A 24,358-nucleotide genomic window follows, 5' to 3' on the forward strand; every position below is an offset into this window, starting at 1 on the left:
GGGAATGAATATGGATTACTTTCCAATATTCTGTCAGCTCAAAGATAAACCTTGTTTATTAGTGGGAGGGGGTGAGATTGCTGAACGTAAAGCCCGATTGCTTATGGAGGCGGGTGCTATTATTTCTGTTATCGCACCTTCGTTTACAGAGCAGTTTATACAGTGGCATTCTGAGCAAAAATTAAACTGCATCACTGGTGTATTTACTGCGGATCATCTATCAAGTAAGTGGCTTGTTATTGCGGCAACAGATAGTGAGCAAGTGAATCAACAGGTTTTTCAATCCGCGACAGAGAAACAGATATTTTGTAATGTGGTTGATTCACCAGAACAAGCCAGCTTTATTATGCCTTCTGTTATCGATCGTTCTCCTATTGTGGTGGCTATTTCATCGGGCGGAAAAGCCCCTGTGCTAGCGCGTATTTTGCGAGAAAAAATTGAGCAACTACTCCCAAATTATCTCGGTGCATTAGCGAAACTTGCGGGAAAATTAAGAGAAGAAGTAAAACACCGTTTTTCATCCATAAGTGCAAGACGTTATTTCTGGGAGCAATTTTTTGCAGATAAATCATTACAAGCTGAAATTGAAGCACAAAGAGACGGCGATATTGAGCAACGTATTAGCGCGCTATTATCTGAAAATCAGCAACCTCAAGGCAGTGTTGTTTTAGTCGGAGCAGGGCCGGGTGATGCTGGGCTAATGACTATTAAAGGGTTACAGCAGTGTCAACAAGCTGATGTGGTGGTTTACGATAGATTAGTATCTGATGAGGTAATGGCATTAGTCCGCAGAGATGCACAGCGTATTTATGTTGGTAAGCAAGCGGGTTTTCATTGTGTTCCTCAAGATGAAATCAATCAAATTTTAATCAAAGAAGCCGTAGCAGGAAAACGGGTGGTGAGATTAAAAGGAGGTGATCCCTTTATTTTTGGTCGAGGTAGCGAAGAGCTAGAAGCCTTGATTGAACATCATATTCCCTTTTCAGTGATCCCCGGTATTACCGCGGCTTCAGGCTGTACAACATATGCGGGTATTCCTTTAACGCATCGAGATTATGCACAAAGTGTCCGCTTTATTACTGGGCATGGCAAAGGATTAAACGAGGCTGAATGGCAATGTATTGCACAAGAAAACCAAACGTTAGTCTTTTATATGGGATTAAGTAAAGCCCGTTATATTCAGCAAATGCTACTTAGCCAAAATATGCGCGCAACCATGCCGATTGCGATTATTGAAAAGGGCACTTTAACCACACAAAAAGTGATTGTTGGTCAATTACGCCAACTGGCAGAGATGGCAGAAACAATGGAAAGCCCTGCACTGATTATTGTGGGGGAGGTTGTCACACTGAATGAGAAGCTACAATGGTTTCAATCCAAATCGGCTAAATAGCTGAAAAGAATTGATGATATCATTTTAAAATTAAAAACCTCTTTAATATTCGATATGTATATTAAAGAGGTTTTTTTATCTAACACATAGAAATATAAATGAAAAATTGTTTAATTACATTTCAATTAAACATTTAGATTAAAAATTAAAAACAAATAATAAAATTGAATATTTAATAATCTATAAATATGTTTAGACTAGAATCGTTATTCAGTCTAAAGATGAATTTATTGTTATTTTTAATTAATTTCAAAGAGAAACTCTTTACAAACAAAGCATCATAAAGTTCTGCAAGTCGGATAAAACCCATCCTAATTATATTAATTTTGTGAGCTAAGTAGGTTTTCTATCTATAAAACTTGCATGATGTTAATTTAATGTTTATTTGTTGTTTTGCTTCTCTCGATATATATTTTTTATTTTCTCAGGATAGAACTCTAGAGGGCTCAATAAAGTTAAGTGATAAGAATACCGCATTAATTGACAAAATTTACGATAAGTGTAAAAAAGAAGAGTGTTGGTATCATTTTTATCTTATTAATATCTTTAAACGTTTGAGAGCCACAAATATTACAATCAAAATTTAACAACGATACATATCGTTAATTGAGCGACCCCGCTATAAATTATTGTTTATTAGGAGAGGTACCCATGAAAAATAAAGTTACGTTAAAAACAGTGTTTCCACTCAGTATTATGTCACTTGTATTAACCTCCTTTTTTTCTCATGCCGTCACTCTTCCTGAAGGTACTATTCTGGCAAAACAACAGAATATTGTGATTAATAACGGTACTGAAGTTTCATCACTTGATCCGCACAAAGTAGAAGGCGCACCAGAAACTAATATTATTTTAAATTTATTAGAGGGGCTGACCTACGTTGGACCTAATGGTGAAAGCATGCCTGGCGTTGCACAACGCTGGGAAACTAATGATAACAAGGTGTGGACATTCTATTTGCGAGAAGACGCAAAGTGGAGTGATGGCACACCAGTTACAGCTGAAGACTTTGTTTATAGCTGGCGTCGAGTAGTAGATCCTAAAACAGGATCGCCTTATGCCAGTTATCTCGAATATGCTTATGTTGAAAATGTTGCAGATATTCTTAGTGGCAAAAAATCCCCTGAAACATTAGGTGTGAAAGCGATAGACGCTCACACTTTGCAAGTCAATTTAACCAAGCCAATCCCTTATTTAGTCGATATGGTCAGCCACACTCCGTTAAAGCCAGTTAAAAAAGAGATTGTTGAAAAATATGGCGTGAATTGGACTCGTCCTGAAAACTTTGTCGGTAATGGTGCTTATGTTATTGAAAATTGGGTGGTGAATGAAAAGGTGACTTTAAAACGAAATCCACTTTATTGGGATAATAAAAACACCATTATTGAGCAAGCCACATTTTTACCAATTAGTTCAGAAACCAGTGATATAAATCGCTACCGTAGCGGTGAAATAGATATCACTAATAGCGCTATTCCTCCTGTTCTTTATAGAAAAATGAAGCAAGAGCAGCCAGAGAATTTACATGTCACACCATATTTATGTACTTTCTATTATGAATTAAATAATAAAAAAGCCCCTTTTGATGATCCTCGTGTTCGAGAAGCCGTGAAATTGACTCTTGATAGAGAAGTCATTGCTGAAAAAATAATGGGACAAGGACAAATACCGGCTTATTCTTTTACTCCCTCTTTTATTGGCAATGGTAATTTTAAACCGCCTAAATGGGCTTATTGGACACAACAGCAACGTAATGAAAGGGCGCGTGAATTATTAAAAGAAGCGGGGTTTGATGGTCAAAATCCTCTGACTTTTACCTTGCTCTACAATACGTCAGATCAAAATAAACAGCAGGCAATAGCGGCCGCATCAATGTGGAAAAAAAGTATTGGTGCCAATGTGACGTTGCAAAACCAAGAGTGGAAAACGGCATTAGAAAACCGTAACCAAGGGAATTATCAAGTCGCGAGAGCAACATGGTGTGCAGATTACAATGAACCTACCTCGTTTTTAAACTCGTTTCTTTCCACAAGTAGCCTGAATACCGTTTTTTATGAAAATAATGATTACGATGATGCATTAAATAATGCCTCAATTGCTGTTGATAAAGGGGCTCGCCATCAACTCTATCAGCGCGCTGAAGCCTTGCTAGACAAGGACTCCGCGATAGTACCTGTCTATTATCGAGTCAGTGTTAGATTAGTTAGTCCAAAAGTAGGTGGATTTACAGGCAAAGACCCCTTTGATTATACGGACTTAAAGCGCTATTTTATAAAGGCAGATAACTAAAACTGGTAAATTATCGATATTCTATAGTTATGTGTGATTTGAATTATTAAAAGTGACTTAAAAAGTAGTTAACCAATAAAAAGCTACACAAAAAAGATAGCGGCATAAAAAATTATAATGCTATCAGGCAATTAAGCACTGATAGCAAATAAGCAAGATTGATTTATTTTTTTGTAAAAACAATAAGTTGTGTAAACCGTTCTAAAACACAACTGAACATCACAGAATGGTTGTCTAACAACCAGCTCACTAACTGGGAGTATTTTATAAGATGAGTAATTTAACTAAAAAGAGTGCGTTGGCGATTGCAATAAGCGCAATCTTTGGATTGTCAGCGCTAACGGCTAATGCCGCTGTTGTTCCAGACGGGGTAAAATTAGCTGAAAAACAAGTGCTCGTACGTAATAATGGCTCTGAACCACAATCACTTGATCCTCATAAAATCGAAGGTGTACCTGAGTCTGCATTAGCGCGTGATCTTTTCGAAGGCGTTACTATTGTTGGTCCAAATGGGGAAATTTTACCTGGCTCTGCAACCAGCTGGGAAAATAAAGATTTTACTGTTTGGACATTCAAAATTCGTGAAGGCGCTAAATGGTCAAATGGTGAACCTGTTACAGCACAAGATTTCGTTTATAGCTGGCAACGTTTAGCGGATCCTAATACTGCATCTCCTTATGAAAGCTATCTGCAATATGCGCATATCGTGAATATTGACGATATTATTGCAGGTAAGAAAAAAGCCACAGAATTAGGTGTTAAGGCATTAGATAACAACACATTAGAAATCACTTTATCTGAAGCAGTGCCTTATTTACCAAAATTATTAGCTCACTCCTCCATGTCGCCAGTTAACCAAAAAGTAATTGAAAAATTTGGTGAAAAATGGACACAACCTGCTAACTTCGTCGGCAACGGCGCTTATAATTTAAAAGACTGGACCGTCAACGAACGTATTGTTTTAGAACGTAGCCCAACTTATTGGGATAACAAAAATACTGTTATTGATAAAGTTACGTTCTTACCTATCTCATCAGAAGTCACTGACGTAAACCGCTATCGTGCGGGTGAAATCGACATGACATATAGCAATTTACCGATCGAACTTTTCCAAAAACTGAAAAAAGAGATCCCAGATGAATTGCGTATAAGCCCATATTTATGTACTTATTATTATGAAATTAATAATGAGAAAGCACCGTTTAATGATCCTCGTGTTCGTGAAGCGCTGAAACTGTCAATGGACAGAGATATCATCACTTATAAAGTGAAAAACCAAGGTGATATTCCCGCTTACGGTTTTACTCCGCCATTTACAGACGGAATTAAAGAGAGTAAACCAGAATGGTTTGCGACTTGGACACAAGAACAGCGCAATGAGAAAGCACGTCAATTGTTAGAAGAGGCGGGCTATAACAAAGCAAACCCACTGAAATTTAAGCTTCTGTACAATACTTCAGATCTTCATAAAAAAGTGGCAATTGCTGCTTCTTCAATTTGGAAGAAAAACTTAGGTGCAGATGTGTCTCTTGAAAACCAAGAGTGGAAAACGTTCTTAGATACACGTCACCAAGGAACTTATGATGTTGCGCGTGCGGGCTGGTGTGCAGATTATAACGAACCTTCTTCATTCCTGAACATGATGCTGTCTTACAGCAGTAATAATACTGTTCACTATAAAAACACAGAGTTTGACGCATTGATCAAAGAATCTTTACGTGTGAAATCTGATGACGAACGTGCCGCTATTTATCAAAAAGCTGAAGGCGTATTAGATAAAGATTCGGCCATTGTTCCACTTTACTACTATGTAAACACCCGTTTAGTTAAACCTTATGTGGGTGGTTATTCAGGTAAAGATCCATTAGATAATTTACATACTAAAGACTTGTACATTATTGCTAAGTAATCGGGCGAGACCTTGTCTTTTTTAAGGCAAGGTCTTTTTATCGTCACGCCTGAATAGGTTTGTGTTATAGGAACGGGCAATGCTCAAATTTATTTTTCGTCGCTTTTTAGAAGCGATACCGACTCTATTTATTCTAATAACAATTTCGTTTTTTATGATGCGCTTAGCACCTGGTAGCCCTTTTACAGGGGAAAGGAAACTTCCACCAGAGGTCATGGCAAATATTGAAGCGAAATATCACTTAAATGATCCCATTTATAAACAATACTTCGATTATTTAATTCAATTGTCGAAAGGGGATTTAGGGCCTTCTTTTAAATATAAAGACTACAGTGTAAACACCTTAGTCGGTAAAGCATTCCCTGTTTCAGCTAAATTAGGGCTGTCGGCATTTATTTTTGCCGTGATTTTAGGTGTGGGGGCAGGCGTGATAGCCGCACTGAATCAAAACACCAAATGGGATTATACCGTCATGACTTTTGCCATGACGGGAGTTGTAATACCGAGTTTCGTTGTTGCACCACTGTTTGTACTTATTTTTGCCATTACCTTAAGGTGGCTACCAGCTGGTGGCTGGAATGGCGGTGCGGTGCAATATATGTTGCTACCAATGATTGCACTGTCGCTTTCTTATATTGCCAGTATCTCGCGTATTACCCGTAGTTCAATGATTGAAGTATTACACTCAAACTTTATCAGAACGGCAAAAGCGAAAGGCTTGCCGATGAAAAGAATTGTGCTGCGTCATGCTTTAAAACCTGCGTTGCTACCTGTTATCTCTTATATGGGGCCTGCATTCGTCGGTATTATTACGGGCTCAATGGTTATTGAAACCATCTTTGGATTGCCAGGTATCGGACAATTATTCGTTAATGGTGCTTTAAACCGAGATTACTCATTGGTATTAAGCTTAACCATTATCGTAGGTGCATTAACAATTTTCTTTAATGCGATTGTCGATATTTTATATGCCGTTATTGATCCGAAAATTCGTTACTAATAGATACTGGAGCGCGTTATGTTATCACTGAAGGAAAACAGCGAAGCTCTGGGGAATTTCTCGGAGCAGCTAGATATTGAAGGCCGTAGTTTATGGCAAGACGCTCGTCGTCGTTTTATGCACAATAAAGCGGCAATTACGAGCCTTATATTACTTTTCTTTATTTTATTATTTGTCATTTTTGCCCCAATGTTATCGCCTTTTGTCTATGACGATACCGATTGGGAGATGATGTCAATGGCACCTGATTTTGCCTCTTCTCACTATTTTGGTACTGACTCATCTGGGCGTGACTTATTAGTCCGTGTTGCGATTGGTGGACGTATTTCATTAATGGTCGGTATAGCGGCTGCTTTTGTTGCCGTTATTGTTGGTACACTGTATGGCGCAATGGCGGGCTATATTGGTGGACGTGTTGACTCTGTGATGATGCGTTTACTGGAAATCCTAAACTCATTTCCATTTATGTTCTTTGTTATCTTATTAGTGACATTCTTTGGTCAAAATATCTTACTGATTTTCGTTGCTATCGGGATGGTATCTTGGCTCGATATGGCGCGTATTGTAAGAGGACAAACCTTAAGTTTAAAACGTAAAGAGTTTATTGAAGCTGCATTAGTTTGTGGTGTGTCATCACGCAATATCGTGTTAAGACATATCGTACCTAACGTACTGGGTGTCGTTGTGGTTTATGCCTCTTTATTAGTCCCTAGTATGATTTTATTTGAATCCTTCTTAAGCTTCTTAGGTTTAGGAACACAAGAACCATTAAGTAGTTGGGGAGCACTATTAAGTGATGGTGCAAACTCAATGGAAGTTTCTCCTTGGTTGTTACTTTTCCCGGCTTCGTTCTTAGTTGTCACACTGTTTTGCTTTAACTTTATCGGTGATGGCTTACGTGACGCATTAGATCCGAAAGATCGTTAAGGAGAACAAAATGACAAATACAACAAACAAGTCGTTATTAAGTGTTAAAGATCTCTGTGTGACTTTCGGTACACCGGATGGTGATGTTACCGCAGTTAATAAGCTCAACTTTGAATTATCCGCAGGTGAAACCCTCGGGATCGTTGGTGAATCTGGCTCAGGTAAATCCCAAACGGCATTCGCATTAATGGGATTATTAGCGAAAAATGGTCGCACAGCGGGTAGCGCAAACTTTAATGGTCGTGAGATCTTAAACCTTCGCCAAAGTGAATTAAATAAAATGCGCGCTGAAGAAATATCTATGATATTTCAAGATCCAATGACTTCATTAAACCCGTATATGAAAGTTGGTTCGCAGCTTATTGAAGTATTAATGCTTCATAAAGGCATGAGTAAGAATGATGCTTATGCAGAATCAGTACGCATGTTAGATGCAGTAAAAATGCCAGAAGCTCATAAACGAATGAGTATGTATCCTCATGAGTTTTCAGGCGGTATGCGCCAACGAGTCATGATTGCAATGGCATTGCTGTGTAAGCCTAAACTTTTAATTGCTGATGAACCGACAACCGCACTTGATGTGACGGTTCAAGCGCAAATCATGACCTTACTCAATGAGCTTAAGAATGATTTAAACACTGCGATTATTATGATCACTCATGACTTGGGGGTTGTTGCGGGTATCTGCGATAAAGTATTGGTGATGTACGCAGGACGTACCATGGAGTACGGTAAAGCGCGTGATATCTTCTATCAACCATCACATCCATATTCTATCGGATTGTTACAGGCTGTTCCTCGCTTAGACGGTGAAGATGAACGACTCGCAACCATTCCGGGAAATCCGCCTAATTTATTACGTTTACCAAAAGGCTGCCCATTCCAACCTCGTTGCCAGTATGCAACAGAGCAATGCTTAACGAGTGAACCTCAATTAGAGCAATTCGCACAAGGCCGACTACGTGCCTGTTTTAAAGCGGTGGAGGAATTGGTATGACTCAAGCCATATTACAAGATAGAAAAGTTATTCTTGAAGTGAATGACTTAAAAGTTTATTTCGATGTTCAAGATAATAAACAGTGGTTTTGGAAAGCGAAAAAAAGCCTAAAAGCCGTTGATGGTGTCACACTACGCTTATATGAAGGTGAAACATTAGGGGTTGTTGGTGAATCTGGTTGTGGTAAATCGACTTTTGCTCGCGCCATTATTGGTTTAGTTAAAGCCTCTGGTGGTACAGTCTCTTGGTTAGGCAATAATTTATTGGGAATGGGAAATAAACAATGGCGCGATATTCGCCAAGATATCCAGATGATTTTCCAAGATCCGCTGGCTTCCTTAAACCCAAGAATGACCATTGGTGATATTATTGCGGAGCCGCTTAAAACCTATCACCCTAAAATGAAACAGGCTGAAGTTGTTGAAAAAGTGAAAGCAATGATGATGCGAGTCGGATTATTGCCAAACTTAATCAACCGTTACCCACATGAATTCTCAGGTGGACAATGCCAACGTATCGGTATTGCTCGCGCGTTAATTTTAGAACCTAAATTAGTGATTTGTGACGAACCCGTTTCAGCATTAGACGTATCAATTCAGGCTCAAGTGGTTAACTTGCTGAAAGATATTCAAAAAGAGATGGGATTATCTTTAATCTTTATTGCCCATGATCTAGCGGTGGTAAAACATATTTCAGATCGTGTATTGGTGATGTATTTAGGGCATGCAGTGGAGTTAGGAACGTATGATGAAGTTTATCATCATCCATTACACCCTTATACCAAAGCGTTGATGTCAGCGGTGCCTATTCCTGATCCTGATAAAGAGCGCAATAAGCATATTGATTTATTGGAAGGAGAATTGCCTTCTCCGATTAATCCACCATCAGGCTGTATATTCCGTACACGTTGTCCGATGGCAGATGAAGAATGTGCCAAAACACGCCCTTTATTAGAAGGGAGCTTCCGCCATGCAGTCTCTTGCTTAAAAGTCGATCCGCTTTAAGGCGATTGAATGATTAAGTAAAGTAGAAAAAATGCCCTTGAAGTTTTATTTTCAAGGGCATTCTATTTATTAACGGATCGAAAGATCACCAAATCAGATTAAATCCAACCTTTAGTTCTAAAGGCTTTTAATGTAGAAACAAAATAGCTCATCTCTTCTGGTGTGCCTAACGTTAAACGGCTCCAACCTAAAGCAGGTGGAAACTCACGACCAACCATAATATTCGCTTCTTTCATTCTGTTTTGATAGGTTTTTACATCGCCTTTCACTTTATGGAATATAAAGTTCGCATAAGAGGGTGCATATTCAATATCCAGCTCTTTTAAGACATCAACAACCATTTGACGAGAAACATCAATCGATTTACGGCTATATTCCACATAAGCTTTATCTTTTAATGAGGCTAATGCAGCCACTGCGCCCGCGGTGTTGGTATTATCAATGGAAACAAACACATCAACATTGGCAATAACCTCAGGTACAGCAACACCATAACCCACACGAAGCCCTGCTAATGCGTAAATTTTTGAGAAAGTACGTGCAACAATTAGGTTTTTATAACCCGCTTCAACTAATGTAATCGCACTGGTAAATTCAGGCGTTGAAGCGAATTCCGCATAAGCTTCATCAATAATAAAAAAGACATTTTCTTTGGCTGATTTTATCCAATTCGTCAATGAAGCCGTCGGCGTTAACATCGCTGTTGGGTTATTCGGATTGCATAAATATACCATGCTAATACCATCAAACTCTTGCGCTTTTTTCTGCATGGTTGCTAAATCAAACGCCAGTGTTTTATCAACGGGTACTTTAACGATTTTTACGCCTAAAGGTTCTGCATAAAGTTCGGCATAGTTAAATGTTGGATCAGGAACAATAAGTTGAACCGCTTTACCTTCTTTTTGTGCTTTATTTGCCACAAACTGTACGGCTGCTTGAATTGTCTCAGATGAGCCATTTCCCAAGGTGATGTGCTTATCTGAAAGTTTAAATTCTTTCCCTAATTCGCTAATTAATGCGCTACGCGCATCGTCTGGATATCTAAAGGCATTAGGTAAAGCATCAATAATAGCCTGTTTCGCTTTTTGCGACATACCAAGTGAATTTTCATTAAAATTTAGCAGTAACGGATTTTCTGCATTAAATACCAATTTATTTTTTAGTGTTTCATTGGCATAGGCAGAGCTAACAAATGAACTTAATGAAAGACCACCAATCACTAAGCTGGATGAAGTTAAAAATGACCGACGATTCATGTTATGTTTCCCAAGTAAATTATTCTATGTTTTATTAGTTCTTATAGATTACTAAAAAAAAGATAGAAGTAAATAATTATGTTGTATTTGTGAGTATAAATTCACTTTTGGGGTTAGGGGGAAAAGTTCTGTCATTGAAAAAAAGAATGAGTAGGGAGTAAACTTGTCAGTTATCAATTTAAAATAAAAAGAAAAATTATTGATAATGATAAGCCATACTGAATTATGTCAATTCTGAACATTTAATGTAGCGGACTAAATCGCGAATATGGGCATCATCATTTATGCGTGTATCTAATCATTTTAAAATCATTGTGCATCTTTGTAGCTTTCTCATTGTTCTTTATAGCTTAACAATGATACCGCCTATGTTGGTTGCGCTATATGAAAAAGAGCAAAGTCTATTTTCTTTTGCATTGTGTTTTTTTATCTTTTTTTGTGGAGGTTTATTTATTTGGCTGAAAACAAAAATAAAAGATATTCAGCTGAAAACACGAGATGGATTTATTATTATTGCCTTGTTTTGGTTGTTATTTTCTTTAATTAGCACATTACCTTTATGGCTGAATGAGCAACTTAATATGCGCTTTGTTGATGCGCTTTTTGAAGGGGTGTCAGGGATAACAACCACAGGCGCTTCTGTTTTTCACAATGTGACTGATTTACCTAAATCTATTCTTTACTATCGCGCACAGTTAAATTTTGTTGGAGGATTAGGTGTTATTGTACTGGCTGTTGCCGTTCTTCCCTTATTAGGCATTGGGGGCATGAAATTATATCAATCTGAAATGCCTGGGCCATTTAAAGAAGAAAAGTTAACGCCTCGCTTAGCAAGTACAGCTCGTAATTTATGGTTTACTTATATTCTGCTAGGTAGTTTATGTATTATCGCGTTTAAAATAGCGGGAATGTCTTTTTTTGATGCGCTTTGTCATGGTTTATCGACTGTGTCTTTAGGCGGATTTTCAACATATAGCGAAAGCATTGGCTATTTTAATAGCGCAAAAATTGAATTTGTTGCAGGGCTATTTTCACTCCTTTCAGCCGTCAATTTTACCCTCTATTTTGCATCCTTAGCTAAATTTAGTTTACGACCATTATTAACCAATCCAGAGTTTCGTTTTTTTATTACAGTGGCATTGCTAGTTATCGGTTTGATCACATTTGAAACATGGCGCAGTAATATGTATTCATTCCCAGATGCTTTTATTCATTCTTTTTTTCTAACCAGTTCGATGATCACTGACAACGGGCTTGCAACAGCAGATTATGCTCAATGGCCACAACATATTATTGTTCTCTTACTATTTTCTAGTTTTTTTGGTGGTTGTGTTGGTTCGACGTGTGGTGGAATTAAAGCTATTCGATTTTTAATTCTCTATAAACAGAGTCGCCAAGAAATTCATCAATTAATTCATCCAAAATCAGTGAGTTCCGTTCGTGTCGGCGACAGTATTATAACTTCTCGACTCCTTAATTCCGTTTGGAGTTTCTTTTTTCTTTATACACTCTGCGCTTGTTTTTTTATTTGGTGTTTAAGCATGATGGGCTACGATTTAATTACAGCTTTTGCTACGGTGGCAGCATGTTTAAATAATATGGGATTGGGATTTGGTGAAACAGTTGCTGGTTTTGGTGAAATTACCGACAGTGCAAAATATTTAATGTGTCTTGCTATGTTACTTGGTCGATTAGAAATTTATACGCTACTTGTTTTATTATCTGCTTCCTTTTGGCGTAATTAAAATATGACTAAAATAAACGTTATGATTTAAAAATGAACATGGTTTAAAAGATAAAGAATATTATCATTAATTTCTCTAAAGAAATTCTTTCTTAAAAATCCATTCTATAAAATTAGATAACTTCAAATACAATAACGATTTTTCTCCTATTTTTGTGATAAACATCAACTCTCCTTAAATGAAGCGTTCCATTAATTATAATAAACAGACAACGAAAACGTTTGCATAATATTTTTATATAGATAGAATTCGTCAGATTTTTTTGGCTAGGTGAAATGAATAGGAGGTTAAAGTGTCTCAGGACAACAATTATAGTCAGGGCCCTGTGCCCATATCCGCAAGAAAGGGTGGATTGGCGTTAACCTTTGTGATGTTGGGATTAACGTTTTTTTCAGCCAGTATGTGGACTGGCGGCGCTCTTGGTACTGGTCTTTCCTTCAATGATTTCTTCCTCGCAGTTCTAATTGGTAATCTTCTTCTTGGTATCTACACCGCATTTCTTGGTTTTATTGGTTCAAAAACAGGTCTTACTACTCATCTCCTCGCGCGTTACTCTTTCGGTATTAAAGGTTCTTGGCTTCCCTCATTTTTACTCGGTGGTACTCAAGTTGGTTGGTTTGGTGTGGGTGTGGCAATGTTTGCCATCCCGGTAGGAAAAGCCACTGGTATTGATATTAATCTCCTCATCGCCGTTTCCGGCATTTTAATGACCATCACTGTATTCTTCGGTATTTCCGCTCTCACCGTTCTCTCTATCATTGCTGTTCCAGCAATCGCCATCCTTGGCAGTTACTCTGTTTATCTTGCCATACATGATATGGGCGGGCTTTCAACGTTAATGGGTGTTAAACCAACTCAGCCATTAGATTTCAATTTAGCGCTGGCGATGGTTGTCGGATCGTTTATTAGTGCGGGAACGCTTACAGCTGACTTTGTCCGTTTTGGACGAAACCCTAAAGTTGCAGTAGTTGTCGCAATTGTTGCGTTCTTTTTAGGCAATACATTGATGTTTGTCTTTGGTGCAGCAGGTGCCGCTTCATTGGGAATGGCAGATATTTCTGATGTGATGATTGCGCAAGGATTATTACTTCCAGCGATTGTCGTATTAGGCTTAAATATTTGGACAACCAATGATAATGCGTTATATGCCTCTGGATTAGGATTTGCCAATATTACAGGCTTATCAAGCAAAAAGCTTTCAGTGATAAATGGCATTGTCGGTACACTGTGTGCATTATGGCTCTATAATAACTTTGTTGGCTGGTTAACCTTTTTATCTGCCGCAATTCCACCAGTAGGTGGTGTTATCATTGCAGATTATCTGATGAATAAAGATCGTTATAGCACCTTCAATGCAGATAAAATGCAATCAGTTAACTGGGTCGCATTACTGGCTGTTGCAATTGGTATTGCCGCGGGGCACTGGTTACCAGGTATCGTACCTGTTAACGCAGTATTAGGTGGTGCAATTAGTTACGCTGTGTTAAATCCAATATTAAATCGTCGTACAGCTCGACAAGCGGAGATAAGTCATGCTGGGTAAGAATATCGAACAAATTAATCATGCTCGTCTCGTTGGAAAAGAGGGTTTGTGGCGCATTACGCTTAAAAACAATAAAATTGAAGCGATAGAGTCACAACCTGAGAATAACTTTCATCCTGAAGCATTAGATGCGCAAGGTGGTTTAGTTCATGCTCCTTTTGTTGAGCCTCATATTCATTTAGATACAACACAAACAGCAGGGCAACCGAATTGGAATCAATCGGGAACATTATTTGAGGGTATCGAGCGTTGGGCTGAAAGAAAAGCGCTGTTAACTCATGATGATGTTAAACAACGTGCATGGCAAACGCTTCAATGGCAAATTGCTAATGGTATTCAACATGTTAGAACCCATGTTGATGTTTCGGATCCATCGCTGACAGCATTAAAAGCCATGCTGGAAGTGAAAGAAGAAATTAAACCTTGGATTGATTTGCAAATTGTTGCTTTTCCACAAGAAGGTATTTTGTCTTACCCTGATGGTGAAGCTTTATTAGAAGAAGCATTAAAATTAGGCGCTGATGTTGTCGGTGCTATTCCTCACTTTGAATTTACGCGTGAATATGGTGTTGAATCACTGCATAAAACCTTTGCATTAGCACAAAAATATGATCGCTTAATTGATGTTCATTGTGATGAAATTGATGATGAACAATCTCGCTTTGTTGAAACTGTTGCCGCTTTAGCACATAAAGAAAATATGGGCTCAAGAGTAACAGCAAGTCATACAACCGCAATGCATTCTTATAATGGGGCTTATACTTCGCGTTTATTCCGTTTATTAAGAATGTCTGGTATTAACTTTGTGGCGAATCCTTTAGTTAATATTCACTTGCAAGGTCGTTTTGATACTTATCCAAAGCGTCGCGGTATTACTCGCGTAAAAGAGATGCTAGAAAGTAATATTAATGTTTGCTTTGGTCATGATGATGTTTTTGATCCTTGGTATCCATTAGGCACAGCAAATATGCTTCAAGTCTTACATATGGGACTGCATGTTTGCCAATTAATGGGCTATGGTCAAATTGATAATGGGTTACAGTTAATTAGTCATAATAGTGCGAAAACATTGGTCTTAACGGATTACGGTGTTGAAATAGGAAATAGTGCAAACTTTATTATTTTGCCCGCAGATAATGGATTTGATGCCTTACGCCGTCAAGTACCTGTACGTTATTCAATTCGCCACGGTAAAGTGATTGCACAAACAGAGCCAGCGAAAACAGAAATTATGTTAGATAAGCCAACAGCGATTAATTATAAATAATCTAACAAGTTGGATTTTCGAATAACAGATAAAACGGATAAGTCGATTAATCACTTATCCGTTATTTTTTTATAAAGATTTAATACCTGTTTTCTTTTTATTATCGGCTATTTTTTCTGATCAACGCCGCTAATTGTGCAAGTTCTTCATCACTCGCACGTTCAAAATCATGCGATGAAAGATATCCGGGGTATTTCTCAAAGAAAATCTTTTGTTTATTTTCAATAGGCGCCCCATTTGTCATATCACCTGTGCCGTGCATCGGGCTAAGTTTACTATGAACATGATCAACCCCAAACCCTTCAAAAAACATTCCTGAGCGTGAAACATCAGGGAATGTTTTATCTAAGATTTTTGCTACTTTTTTTGTCGCGATAACCAATAATGCTAAAGCTTCATCGTTTAAATCAAACGCATAACTCGGGTAGTGCTTTTTGGGAATAACAACGGTAAAACCTTTGGTATTGGGAAAAATAGAGAGGAAAGCAAGATGATGATCATCCTCCCAAATTTTATGGCAAGGCGCTTTACCCGCAACGATTTGGCAGAAAATACAGTTATCCATAGTCGTAGCCTCATATCTATATTCTACATACTTCAACTTATTGAATTATTTAGCGTATAAGGTGATTAAAGTAGATTTCTTTCTGCTAAATCAAGTGCGAAGTAAGATAGAATTAAATCTGCACCTGCACGTTTAATTGAGCCTAAAGTCTCCATTACCACACGATCTTCATCGATTGCACCCGCTAATGCCGCAAATTTAATTTGCGCATATTCACCGCTGATTTGATAAGCCGCTAAAGGTAATAAAGTACGTTCACGCACATCGCGAATAATATCTAAATAAGCACCCGCTGGTTTTACCATCAGCATATCAGCGCCTTCTTGCTCATCAATTAATGATTCACGGATCGCTTCACGGCGGTTCATTGGATTCATTTGATAAGTTTTACGATCACCAATTAAGCGAGAGCCTGCTGCATCGCGGAAAGGACCATATAAGGCAGAAGCAAATTTAGTCGAGTAAGAAACAATACCTGTGTCGCTAAATCCTGCTTTATCAAGTGCGGCACGAATAGCAGCAACTTGGCCGTCCATTGCCGCTGATGGCGCGATAAAATCAGCACCCGCTTGTGCGGCAGCAACAGCTTGAAGCCCTAAATTATAGATAGTTTCATCATTATCAACATGTTCACCATGTAAAACACCACAGTGACCATGTGATGTGTATTCACAAAAACAGGTATCAGACATGACAATCATTTCTGGTACGGCATCTTTACAAATACGAGACATGCGAGAAACTAAACCGTCACTTTTCCAAGCATCACTTCCTGTTTCATCAAGGTGATGTGATACGCCAAAAGTCATAACAGTTTTAATGCCTGCTTTTGCAATGCGTTCAATTTCATAAGCAAGGCGTTTTTCAGGAATACGAACGACACCTGGCATGCTTTTAATCGGTTGGTAATCATCAAGCCCTTCTTCTACAAAGATAGGCAGAGCGAGATCATTTTTAGTCAGAGTTGTTTCTTGAAAGAGCGCGCGCAGGTTTTCTGACTGGCGTAGTCTTCTTAAACGCTGGATGGATTGTTCGTTGCTCACAATATCTCCTTTTTATGGCCAGTACTAACAAGTATTTACCGAGGTATTATAAACCTTAATATTGATACATAGATACTCTATAATTCATACTCGTCATACTTCAAGCTGTAGCGTTGTTGGCTGCGTAGTCACTACTTATGTATGCTCCTAGCGACTCATTCACTTGTCGCCTAGCTACATCTTGAATTATTTAGAGTATAGAACGTTAATTATAGAGAAAAGAGAAAAGAGAAAAGAGAAAAGAGAAAAGAGAAAAGAGGAGAGGAATAAGTGATAGGTGAGGGGAAAATAAAAAAGAGCAGGATAATTTCTACTCTTTATATTGATTTTTACCCATTCTTTAATGAGAAGATTATTTTTTTGGCTCTTCTAATGCTGCAACCATTTGAACTTTACAAGCCGCAACAATTTGAGTTAAACCATCTTGGAACTCTGCGCGAGAACCAATTTCAGATTTGGCTTCACGTAAAGAATTAACAACCTCAATAGCACCTTCAGTGAATTGTGCTTCAGTTGCTTCCAGTTTTGCAAAATCAAATTTCTTTGCACTCAGAGAGGCCATTGCATCTTTAGCAATTTTCTCTGCTGGCTCTTTTGTATCATAAGCTTTAATTGAGATATCTTTAAAAGTATCGCAGTAATCATCAGCCATTTTTGTTGGGTTTGCAAAAGCAACAGCAGGTAATAATAGCAGAGATAAGAGAAGTGGTTTCATTTTAGCCTCATGTTTATTTTTTAGTACATATTTATTGAGTGTAACATATAAACAGGAGTGACGATAAATCAGAAAAAGTGTAAAAATATAAATAGTTAATATTTTTAATCCTATTGGTTTTAGTTGCTTTCGCTATAATTGTGTTTAGGGACAATAAGCTAGCAAATTTTGACATAATAAAAACTTACAATTTACAATATATAAAATAACTCAAAATACAATAATATTAGGATTTATCTTTATTTACATTTTATACGATTGATTTTTATTTGTGTTAAAAATAACAAAATGTGCGCTTTAAATATAAAAAACAGAATAAAAAAGTTAAGTGATTATCAGTTATCATTGAGATAATTTTAATACATTGTATTTAATAAGTTAATTTATGTTCGTGTTGGCAATGATGGCAAGATTTCTAATTCTATTATTTAATCCAAATAACATTAAAAATTTTAAACAAAAATAAGTTTTGATAGTGACTATTGGTTAAATACACCAAAAGAAAACAAACTCATTATCATTTGGATGATATGAAAAGAATTTGAATAGAAATATTGAGGCGGGTAAAAGAAAAAAATCCCCTCTATAAAGATAGAGGGGTAGCTAAATGAATAAAGAATGGTTTATTTCGAGATTGAGTATATAGGAAATTTGAAATCAAAATTTGTTTATTTGTGCAGCACAAAAAGATTAGAAAATAGAATAAAAATATGTGCGAGTACTCAATTCGAAAATAAATGTATTATTGACGATAGGCTGTCTTAATTTGGCTAATCGTATTACGGAATGTTTCTGCTTGTTTTTCATCATCAACTTCTGCAATAGCACGTTCAATGTTTAAAATAACACGTCCAGCATCTGCTTGACCTAATGCTTTTAACATATAGGTGACTAGTGTTTTTAAGCAAGCCACTTCTTCTGCTAATGTTTCTACATCTGCTTGTGTTTTAAACTTCTCGTTCATTATCTACGTTCCTTTGTCTTTAATTTATAAATCATATCAGGCTAGGTCATTAGAATAGCAAAGTCTCAGCAAGGTATGAATAGCGATAATAAAAGCATTTTATCATATTGAATTTGTTAGCATGATAAAAAGACAAAATAGCCAGTGATCCCATTTATTAGTCGAAATCAGGCTATACTTTGAACGTTATGCTTTTAACGTTAATACAAACAAAATGTGGTAGAGCAACCATTGCGAGCAATAAGAAAAATGCAGAAAAAGGGAAAATAATATGAATGAAGAACAATTATTACAGGCTATCACTCATTATCCCGCACTTTATCAGCGCAAATCAGGAAATACACATAAAGGAACATTCGGCACATTAGGTATTGTAGGCAGCTCAGAAGGAATGAGCGGTGCTATTGTGTTAGCAGGCAAAAGTGCATTGAAAGCAGGGTGTGGAAAGGTATTTCTTGGTTTTGCTCAATCGCAACTTCCTATCCCTTTTATTGATAGTGCACCAGAGCTTATGCTTAAAACAGCCCAAGCGTTGATAAATCAGCAGGATATTTCTGCTTGGGCGATTGGGTGTGGATTAGGATTATCTGCAAATTCTGAAGAAATCTTATCAATAGCTTTAGCACAGCGTAATGAAAATAGACCTTATGTTTTTGATGCGGATGCATTAGTGTTAATGGCTAATCTTAAATCAGAACTCTCACTTAATCAGCACTGTGTATTAACACCACACCCTAAAGAAGCGTCTATTTTGCTTAATTGCACGCTAAATGATATTCAAAATAATAGAGAAGAAGCGGCGAAAGAAATTGCGAAGATTTATCATTGCTGGGCAATTATCAAAGGTCAACATACCGTAGTGACTTCTCCGAAAGGGGAAATCACAATTAATACAACTGGTAATAGTGGATTATCAACCGCGGGGAGTGGTGATGTGCTAACAGGCGTTATGGGAAGTTTTTTAGCACAAGGAATGACAATGGCGGATGCGGTGAGAAGTGCTGTTTGGATACATGGAATGTCGGCGGATATTTTAGTTAAAAAAGGTATTGGACCAATCGGATTAACTGCATCAGAATTGATTGATACTATCCGGAATATTCGCAATCAAATATGGACATTATCACAGCAACATAATGCAAACTATTTTGAATAATCGCTTTTATTTTTTAGCTTAACGTATTAATAATTAAAGTAGGTTTATATTAAGATTAGGTTGTTTTTAGTTAATTCACTCACAGTAATCTTTGGGTTATTGCGATAGGATTAAGGCAAATGGAGAGTTAAGAGGAGTTATTATGTATAAAACGATTTTAGTGCCTATTGATATTGTGGAAGAAGAGTTAACCAGTAAAGCGGTACGACATGCTGTGTATTTAGCCAAAGAAACAGGAGCTAATTTACATTTAATTCATGTTCTTCCTATCTCTTCAGCAATCATTAATGCTTATTCATTGGGTTATCCAGAAATTAAAGATAAAGCGACAGTGAAAGCAGAGAATGATATGCAAATGTTGGTAGATTCGGTGGATTTGCCTGCTGAAAAGGTCGCTTATACGGTTACTTTTGGCTCACCTCGTGATGAAATTTTGGTCACAGCAAAAGATATTCAAGCAGACTTAATTGTGATTGGTTCACGTAGACCTAATATTAGTACTCATTTATTAGGTTCAACGGCAGCGGGTGTTGTTCGCTATGCTGAAATTTCAGTGTTAGTTGTTCGTTAATATATTACTAATATGCTATGAGCATCCCTCATAGCATATATTTTAGTTTTTTTGCGTAGCTTATCTTATTTATTCAATAAGCAGTTTATTGAATAAACAGTCTAGAAAGTGGATAAGAATGGAAAAATTTACCGAAGAACTTTTAAGGCTCGATCATTTTATTCTACGCATCTTACGCTATTATGTAATAGGCTCTATTTTCTTTTTCTTAGGATTATTACCTGGTGTATTAGGGTTTTATTTAATTGAAGGGCATACCTTTATGGAATCTTCATTAAATGCAATCTCTATGTTAAGTGGTCAGCCAGTAGAGCCAGCACCTGCAACCCCAACAGGGCGCTTTTTTATTGCAATCTATGGTTTATTTCTTCAGTGTGTTTTTATTTTATCGATTGGGCTTGTAGTGACACCTTTTATTCATCGACAATTGCATAAATGGCATCTTGAGGAAGATTAAATAAGCAAGCTGTGGGTTTAACGCTACAATAATAAACAGACAATAATCTGATAATGAGGAGTTGCTATGTACAAGACAATTCTAGTACCTGTTGATATTTCAGAAGATGAGTTAACGACTAAAGCCTTACAACACGCTGTTTATATTGCTAAATTAGAAGGCGCAAAACTGCATCTTTTCCATGCTATTCCTGATATTTCACGTTTCTCTATTAGTTATAGTTACCATTATGACATGCTCAGTTCTTTTGCAAATAAAGCACTTGAGCGTGTACAAGAACAACTGCAAGAATTAGCTAATGGTATTGATTTGCCAAATGAACAAGTTGAATTTTCAGCTGTATTTGGTTCTGCAAGAGATAAAGTTTTAGAGCTGGCTGAAAAAATTAATGCTGATTTAATCGTGATTGGCTCACGCCGCCCAAGTATTTCGACACACCTATTAGGCTCCAATGCATCAGGTATTGTCGCTTATGCTAAACAATCTGTTTTAGTTGTTCGCTAAAATTTTTTATAAAAGTTAAAAAATAGCCTAAAACCCCTAGATTTTTTATTTAGGGGTTTTTTATTTTTGCATTTAAGCATTGCCATTTTAAATTGATTTGTGCGTGTGATTGCTTATTAAAATAGTGATAGCTATTTGATGATGCGATTTAAAAACAAGAATGGGTATTTATCATTGTATTGTACTTTCCTATGCCAATATTTATGGCTATCCATCGATAAAATTGATCTACTTACTGCCTAAAATATTTTATTTGTTCATAATAGTATTGAAAGATAATAGAGCGAGAAACGAGCTATGCTGATAAACTTTATATTAGCAATGGCTCGTTTTGGATTAAAACTAAGGCATAGTATGGATAATGAGATAATGGCAGAGTGCACAGCCATTTCACAAGATAAACAGCGTGAAATTACCAAGTTATGTATTCAAACTGCGTTGTTGCTATTGCAACATGGCGCAGAAAGTATGCTGGTTGAACAGCTTTCAACCCGTCTAGGTTTAGCTTTAGGTGTACATCAAGTCGAAAGCGCAATTTCTGCTAATGCAGTTGTATTAACCACGATTGTTAACGGGCATTGCCAAACATCAACACGAAAGATAGTCGACCGTGGCATTAATATGCATGTTGTGACAGAAGTTCAGCATATTGTTATTTTGGTTGAACATCATCTTGCAGATATTCATGAAGCCAGAAAACGCTTTGAGCATATAAAACCATTACGTTATCCTCGTTGGGCGATTATTTTTATGGTTGCCTTATCTTGTGGTTGTTTCTCTAAATTGAATGGTGGTAATTGGGATGGCTTTTTAGTTTCTGCCATTGGTGGTGGTTTTGGTATGTTTGTACGCCAAGCATTAACACATCGCCAAATGAATCCATTAATTAATTTCTGTATTACGGCATTTGTAGCAACTTCAGTTTCAGGTCTATTATTAAAGCTCTCTTATTTTCAAACTACAGCGACTATTTCAATGGCTGCCAGCGTCTTATTGTTGGTTCCCGGATTTCCTTTAATTAATGCTGTCGCTGATATGTTTAAAGGGCATGTTAATACTGGCTTAGCGCGTTGGGCAATGGCAACAATGTTAACATTGGCAACCTGTCTAGGTGTTATTTTAGCCATGGCAGTATGGGGGTTAAGAGATTGGGCATAATAACGATAATTCTTACCCTGATTGAAGATATGATTTTAGCTGCTATTCCTGCGGTCGGTTTTGCAATGGTATTTAATGTACCTTCAAGGGCATTAAAATATTGCGCATTATTAGGTGCAATAGGCCACGGCTCTCGTACTATTTTAGTGATGAGTGGTATGAACATTGAGTGGTCAAGTTTTTGTGCTGCTATTTTAGTGGGGTGCATAGGTATTCAATGGTCACGCTGGTGGCTTGCACACCCTAAAGTTTTTACTGTTGCAGCGGTTATTCCTATGTTCCCTGGAATAAATGCATATATAGCGATGATCTCAGTGGTGAAGTTAACGCAAATTGGTTATAGCGCGGAAATTTTTGAAGCTTTAGTTACTAATTTCCTTAAAGCTTCATTTATTGTCGGTGCGCTCTCTATCGGGCTATCCTTGCCGGGATTATGGTTGTATCGCAAGCGTCCGAGTGTATAAAAGCTTATACGGCGTGTTGTAGCGAATTTAATGTAATATCTAGCTCATTTTTGTCGGAAATAATAATTTGAATTCGTAATTTATTCTCAGATTCTAAACTGGCATGCGCTTTAACATCTTCGTTATTCGCATGCTTTTTTGTTATCTCGACTAATTCGTCCATCAAATTCAGCATATTCTCATTCATTTTTAAATTTCTCCAAATCATTGATGGAGTAAACCATAGCAAATCCCTTTTGCGTTAATGTCGAGAATAACGGCTTTTTCTATCACCATTCACGCTTATTGTTTTATTTTTTATACAAAAAATAGCAAGAAAGATTGCCCAAAATAAATCAAAAAAAGGTAATATTAGGCAAAATAAAAATAAGATTATCAGTTGGTTATTAAAGATAATTCTTATTGGGTTTAATAAAATAAAGAGTAAGGCAGATACCACTTTGAGAAAAATATTACACTATACCGCGGTTGTGTTGGGTTTATTTGTTATTGCGCTAAATGTTCAAGCACAAGCCCCTGAAAATTTCACCAAAGCGAAAGAGATAGCAAAAGAACGTATTTATTATGATCAAAATCAAAAATCGCAAGGAACGATTTATTGTGGTTGTGATTGGGAATGGGTAGGGAAATCGGGAGGTCGCGTTGATTTAGCCAGTTGTGGTTATCAAGTGAGAACACAGCAAACAAGAGCGGCTCGTATTGAGTGGGAACATATTGTTCCAGCATGGGTTTTTGGGCATCAACGTCAATGTTGGCAAAATGGAGGTCGAACTAACTGTGTGAAAAACGATCCTGTTTTTGGCAAAATCGAAGCCGATTTACATAACTTAGCGCCATCTATTGGTGAAGTTAACGGTGATCGTAGCAATTTTAGTTTTGGACAATTACCCGCTCAAGCACCTTATCAATATGGGCAATGCCGTAGTCGTGTTGACTTTGCTTCTCGCACCTTTGAACCTCGGAATGAAGTCAAAGGCCAAGTGGCAAGAGTTTATTTCTATTTACACGACCGTTATAACCTCTCAATGTCACGTCAGCAACAACAGTTATTAATGGCTTGGGATAATGCTTATCCACCAACCGCATGGGAAAAAGAGCGTGATAGCCGTATTGCTCGTATTGTTGGATATCATAATCCTTTTGTAACGGGTGAAATGAAATGGCAATTAGGGCATAAAAATAGTGGTGCAGGATTATCTGCAACAAATAGTACGCCAGTGACTAGAGCCAAAGTGGAAACACCGAAACAAGCCAGTACACCACAATCGGGAGACATTAAGGGTAATGTAAATAGCAAGATCTACCATTTTGCACATTGCTCAGGTTATAAAACAATGTCAGATAAAAATGCGGTTTTATTTAAAACAGAGAGTGAGGCCATTAAGGCAGGTTACCGTTTAGCTAATAACTGTAAACAGCCTTAATCGTAAT

General features: G+C 37.2%; 23 protein-coding genes. 17 read left to right on the forward strand and 6 right to left on the reverse strand.

From position 1 onward, the window contains the following. Positions 1–10: 10 nt before the first annotated feature. The 7 genes from cysG (at position 11) to oppF (ending at position 9,519) form a co-directional block, all read left to right on the forward strand. Entirely contained in the window at positions 11–1,393 is a 1,383-nt protein-coding gene (gene cysG / locus ABN212_RS07860; RefSeq protein WP_349443087.1) for a siroheme synthase CysG, read from the forward strand. Positions 1,394–2,044: 651 nt separating this feature from the next. Then, complete coding sequence (locus ABN212_RS07865) at positions 2,045–3,682, forward strand: ABC transporter substrate-binding protein (RefSeq protein ID WP_198632185.1); 1,638 nt, start codon at positions 2,045–2,047, stop codon at positions 3,680–3,682. 271 nt (positions 3,683–3,953) lie between these two features. Further along, positions 3,954–5,591: an oligopeptide ABC transporter substrate-binding protein OppA gene (gene oppA, locus ABN212_RS07870; RefSeq protein WP_109372137.1), complete on the forward strand. Its 1,638-nt coding sequence runs from the start codon at positions 3,954–3,956 to the stop codon at positions 5,589–5,591. A gap of 79 nt (positions 5,592–5,670) precedes the next feature. Continuing rightward, the gene (gene oppB, locus ABN212_RS07875; protein WP_349443088.1) at positions 5,671–6,591 is read left to right on the forward strand and encodes an oligopeptide ABC transporter permease OppB; all 921 of its coding nucleotides are present in this window, start codon (positions 5,671–5,673) and stop codon (positions 6,589–6,591) included. 18 nt (positions 6,592–6,609) lie between these two features. Then, positions 6,610–7,518 carry an oligopeptide ABC transporter permease OppC gene (gene oppC / locus ABN212_RS07880; RefSeq protein ID WP_100160272.1) on the forward strand — a complete coding sequence of 303 codons (909 nt, stop codon included), beginning with the start codon at positions 6,610–6,612 and terminating at the stop codon, positions 7,516–7,518. Between the two features lie 10 nt (positions 7,519–7,528). Beyond that, positions 7,529–8,515 (forward strand): ABC transporter ATP-binding protein, encoded by a 987-nt coding sequence (locus ABN212_RS07885; protein WP_198619937.1) that lies wholly within the window; start codon positions 7,529–7,531, stop codon positions 8,513–8,515. After that, complete coding sequence (gene oppF / locus ABN212_RS07890) at positions 8,512–9,519, forward strand: murein tripeptide/oligopeptide ABC transporter ATP binding protein OppF (protein WP_198619938.1); 1,008 nt, start codon at positions 8,512–8,514, stop codon at positions 9,517–9,519. The genes ABN212_RS07885 and oppF overlap by 4 nt, the downstream gene beginning before the upstream one ends. A 98-nt stretch (positions 9,520–9,617) precedes the next feature. Here oppF and ABN212_RS07895 read toward each other — a convergent pair whose 3' ends face one another. Continuing rightward, positions 9,618–10,775: a pyridoxal phosphate-dependent aminotransferase gene (locus ABN212_RS07895; RefSeq protein WP_198632183.1), complete on the reverse strand. Its 1,158-nt coding sequence runs from the start codon at positions 10,773–10,775 to the stop codon at positions 9,618–9,620. A 284-nt stretch (positions 10,776–11,059) separates the two neighbouring features. Between ABN212_RS07895 and ABN212_RS07900 the strand changes: the two genes are divergently transcribed. The 3 genes from ABN212_RS07900 to ABN212_RS07910 all read left to right on the forward strand — a co-directional run bounded on the left by ABN212_RS07900 (position 11,060) and on the right by ABN212_RS07910 (position 15,330). Beyond that, positions 11,060–12,520: a TrkH family potassium uptake protein gene (locus ABN212_RS07900; protein ID WP_198619940.1), complete on the forward strand. Its 1,461-nt coding sequence runs from the start codon at positions 11,060–11,062 to the stop codon at positions 12,518–12,520. 292 nt (positions 12,521–12,812) lie between these two features. Then, the gene (gene codB, locus ABN212_RS07905) at positions 12,813–14,063 is read left to right on the forward strand and encodes a cytosine permease (protein WP_198619941.1); all 1,251 of its coding nucleotides are present in this window, start codon (positions 12,813–12,815) and stop codon (positions 14,061–14,063) included. Further along, positions 14,053–15,330 carry a cytosine deaminase gene (locus ABN212_RS07910; RefSeq protein WP_349443089.1) on the forward strand — a complete coding sequence of 426 codons (1,278 nt, stop codon included), beginning with the start codon at positions 14,053–14,055 and terminating at the stop codon, positions 15,328–15,330. The genes codB and ABN212_RS07910 overlap by 11 nt, the downstream gene beginning before the upstream one ends. 100 nt (positions 15,331–15,430) lie before the next feature. On the opposite strand, the gene ABN212_RS07915 is transcribed toward ABN212_RS07910, so the two are convergent. From ABN212_RS07915 to ABN212_RS07930, 4 genes are all read right to left on the reverse strand, one after another. Further along, entirely contained in the window at positions 15,431–15,895 is a 465-nt protein-coding gene (locus ABN212_RS07915) for an HIT family protein (protein WP_349443090.1), read from the reverse strand. Between the two features lie 65 nt (positions 15,896–15,960). Then, on the reverse strand, positions 15,961–16,938 hold the full coding sequence (gene hemB, locus ABN212_RS07920; protein ID WP_072064069.1) for a porphobilinogen synthase: 978 nt from the start codon (positions 16,936–16,938) through the stop codon (positions 15,961–15,963). Positions 16,939–17,290: 352 nt separating this feature from the next. Then, positions 17,291–17,653 carry a hypothetical protein gene (locus ABN212_RS07925; RefSeq protein WP_198619945.1) on the reverse strand — a complete coding sequence of 121 codons (363 nt, stop codon included), beginning with the start codon at positions 17,651–17,653 and terminating at the stop codon, positions 17,291–17,293. A 742-nt stretch (positions 17,654–18,395) separates the two neighbouring features. Then, complete coding sequence (locus tag ABN212_RS07930; RefSeq protein WP_006536484.1) at positions 18,396–18,617, reverse strand: DUF2594 family protein; 222 nt, start codon at positions 18,615–18,617, stop codon at positions 18,396–18,398. A gap of 271 nt (positions 18,618–18,888) precedes the next feature. On the opposite strand from ABN212_RS07930, the gene ABN212_RS07935 reads away from it, so the two are divergent. From ABN212_RS07935 to ABN212_RS07960, 6 genes are all read left to right on the forward strand, one after another. Beyond that, complete coding sequence (locus ABN212_RS07935; protein WP_196532572.1) at positions 18,889–19,773, forward strand: NAD(P)H-hydrate dehydratase; 885 nt, start codon at positions 18,889–18,891, stop codon at positions 19,771–19,773. A 142-nt stretch (positions 19,774–19,915) separates the two neighbouring features. After that, positions 19,916–20,344, forward strand: coding sequence for a universal stress protein (locus ABN212_RS07940; RefSeq protein ID WP_036912874.1), 429 nt, complete (start codon positions 19,916–19,918; stop codon positions 20,342–20,344). Positions 20,345–20,462: 118 nt separating this feature from the next. Then, positions 20,463–20,801 carry a hypothetical protein gene (locus tag ABN212_RS07945; RefSeq protein WP_072064066.1) on the forward strand — a complete coding sequence of 113 codons (339 nt, stop codon included), beginning with the start codon at positions 20,463–20,465 and terminating at the stop codon, positions 20,799–20,801. 66 nt (positions 20,802–20,867) lie between these two features. Further along, a complete protein-coding gene (locus ABN212_RS07950; protein ID WP_088495397.1) occupies positions 20,868–21,305 on the forward strand; it encodes a universal stress protein in 438 nt (145 codons plus the stop codon). A 354-nt stretch (positions 21,306–21,659) separates the two neighbouring features. Continuing rightward, positions 21,660–22,463 carry a threonine/serine ThrE exporter family protein gene (locus ABN212_RS07955; protein ID WP_198619946.1) on the forward strand — a complete coding sequence of 268 codons (804 nt, stop codon included), beginning with the start codon at positions 21,660–21,662 and terminating at the stop codon, positions 22,461–22,463. Then, a complete protein-coding gene (locus ABN212_RS07960) occupies positions 22,454–22,927 on the forward strand; it encodes a threonine/serine exporter (protein WP_198619947.1) in 474 nt (157 codons plus the stop codon). Before ABN212_RS07955 ends, ABN212_RS07960 begins: the two co-directional genes overlap by 10 nt. Before the next feature lie 4 nt (positions 22,928–22,931). On the opposite strand, the gene ABN212_RS07965 is transcribed toward ABN212_RS07960, so the two are convergent. Next, on the reverse strand, positions 22,932–23,114 hold the full coding sequence (locus tag ABN212_RS07965) for a hypothetical protein (protein WP_064720096.1): 183 nt from the start codon (positions 23,112–23,114) through the stop codon (positions 22,932–22,934). A 253-nt stretch (positions 23,115–23,367) separates the two neighbouring features. On the opposite strand from ABN212_RS07965, the gene ABN212_RS07970 reads away from it, so the two are divergent. Beyond that, positions 23,368–24,351, forward strand: a complete 984-nt coding sequence (locus tag ABN212_RS07970) for an endonuclease (RefSeq protein ID WP_232797457.1) — start codon at positions 23,368–23,370, stop codon at positions 24,349–24,351. The last annotated feature ends 7 nt before the right edge of the window (positions 24,352–24,358 follow it).

The organism is Proteus genomosp. 6 (assembly GCF_040139785.1).
Taxonomy (GTDB): domain Bacteria; phylum Pseudomonadota; class Gammaproteobacteria; order Enterobacterales; family Enterobacteriaceae; genus Proteus.

Bases quoted from the DNA above. Each gene is read 5' to 3' on its own strand.
- ABN212_RS07900 (WP_198619940.1), top strand. From the start codon at position 11,060: ATGCGTGTATCTAATCATTTTAAAATCATTGTGCATCTTTGTAGCTTT.
- oppA (WP_109372137.1), top strand. From the start codon at position 3,954: ATGAGTAATTTAACTAAAAAGAGTGCGTTGGCGATTGCAATAAGCGCA.
- ABN212_RS07935 (WP_196532572.1), top strand. From the start codon at position 18,889: ATGAATGAAGAACAATTATTACAGGCTATCACTCATTATCCCGCACTT.
- ABN212_RS07915 (WP_349443090.1), bottom strand. From the start codon at position 15,895: ATGGATAACTGTATTTTCTGCCAAATCGTTGCGGGTAAAGCGCCTTGC.
- ABN212_RS07895 (WP_198632183.1), bottom strand. From the start codon at position 10,775: ATGAATCGTCGGTCATTTTTAACTTCATCCAGCTTAGTGATTGGTGGT.
- ABN212_RS07910 (WP_349443089.1), top strand. From the start codon at position 14,053: ATGCTGGGTAAGAATATCGAACAAATTAATCATGCTCGTCTCGTTGGA.
- ABN212_RS07950 (WP_088495397.1), top strand. From the start codon at position 20,868: ATGTACAAGACAATTCTAGTACCTGTTGATATTTCAGAAGATGAGTTA.
- cysG (WP_349443087.1), top strand. From the start codon at position 11: ATGGATTACTTTCCAATATTCTGTCAGCTCAAAGATAAACCTTGTTTA.
- oppB (WP_349443088.1), top strand. From the start codon at position 5,671: ATGCTCAAATTTATTTTTCGTCGCTTTTTAGAAGCGATACCGACTCTA.
- oppC (WP_100160272.1), top strand. From the start codon at position 6,610: ATGTTATCACTGAAGGAAAACAGCGAAGCTCTGGGGAATTTCTCGGAG.
- ABN212_RS07925 (WP_198619945.1), bottom strand. From the start codon at position 17,653: ATGAAACCACTTCTCTTATCTCTGCTATTATTACCTGCTGTTGCTTTT.
- ABN212_RS07930 (WP_006536484.1), bottom strand. From the start codon at position 18,617: ATGAACGAGAAGTTTAAAACACAAGCAGATGTAGAAACATTAGCAGAA.
- ABN212_RS07945 (WP_072064066.1), top strand. From the start codon at position 20,463: ATGGAAAAATTTACCGAAGAACTTTTAAGGCTCGATCATTTTATTCTA.
- ABN212_RS07865 (WP_198632185.1), top strand. From the start codon at position 2,045: ATGAAAAATAAAGTTACGTTAAAAACAGTGTTTCCACTCAGTATTATG.
- ABN212_RS07885 (WP_198619937.1), top strand. From the start codon at position 7,529: ATGACAAATACAACAAACAAGTCGTTATTAAGTGTTAAAGATCTCTGT.
- ABN212_RS07940 (WP_036912874.1), top strand. From the start codon at position 19,916: ATGTATAAAACGATTTTAGTGCCTATTGATATTGTGGAAGAAGAGTTA.
- oppF (WP_198619938.1), top strand. From the start codon at position 8,512: ATGACTCAAGCCATATTACAAGATAGAAAAGTTATTCTTGAAGTGAAT.
- ABN212_RS07965 (WP_064720096.1), bottom strand. From the start codon at position 23,114: ATGAATGAGAATATGCTGAATTTGATGGACGAATTAGTCGAGATAACA.
- ABN212_RS07955 (WP_198619946.1), top strand. From the start codon at position 21,660: ATGGATAATGAGATAATGGCAGAGTGCACAGCCATTTCACAAGATAAA.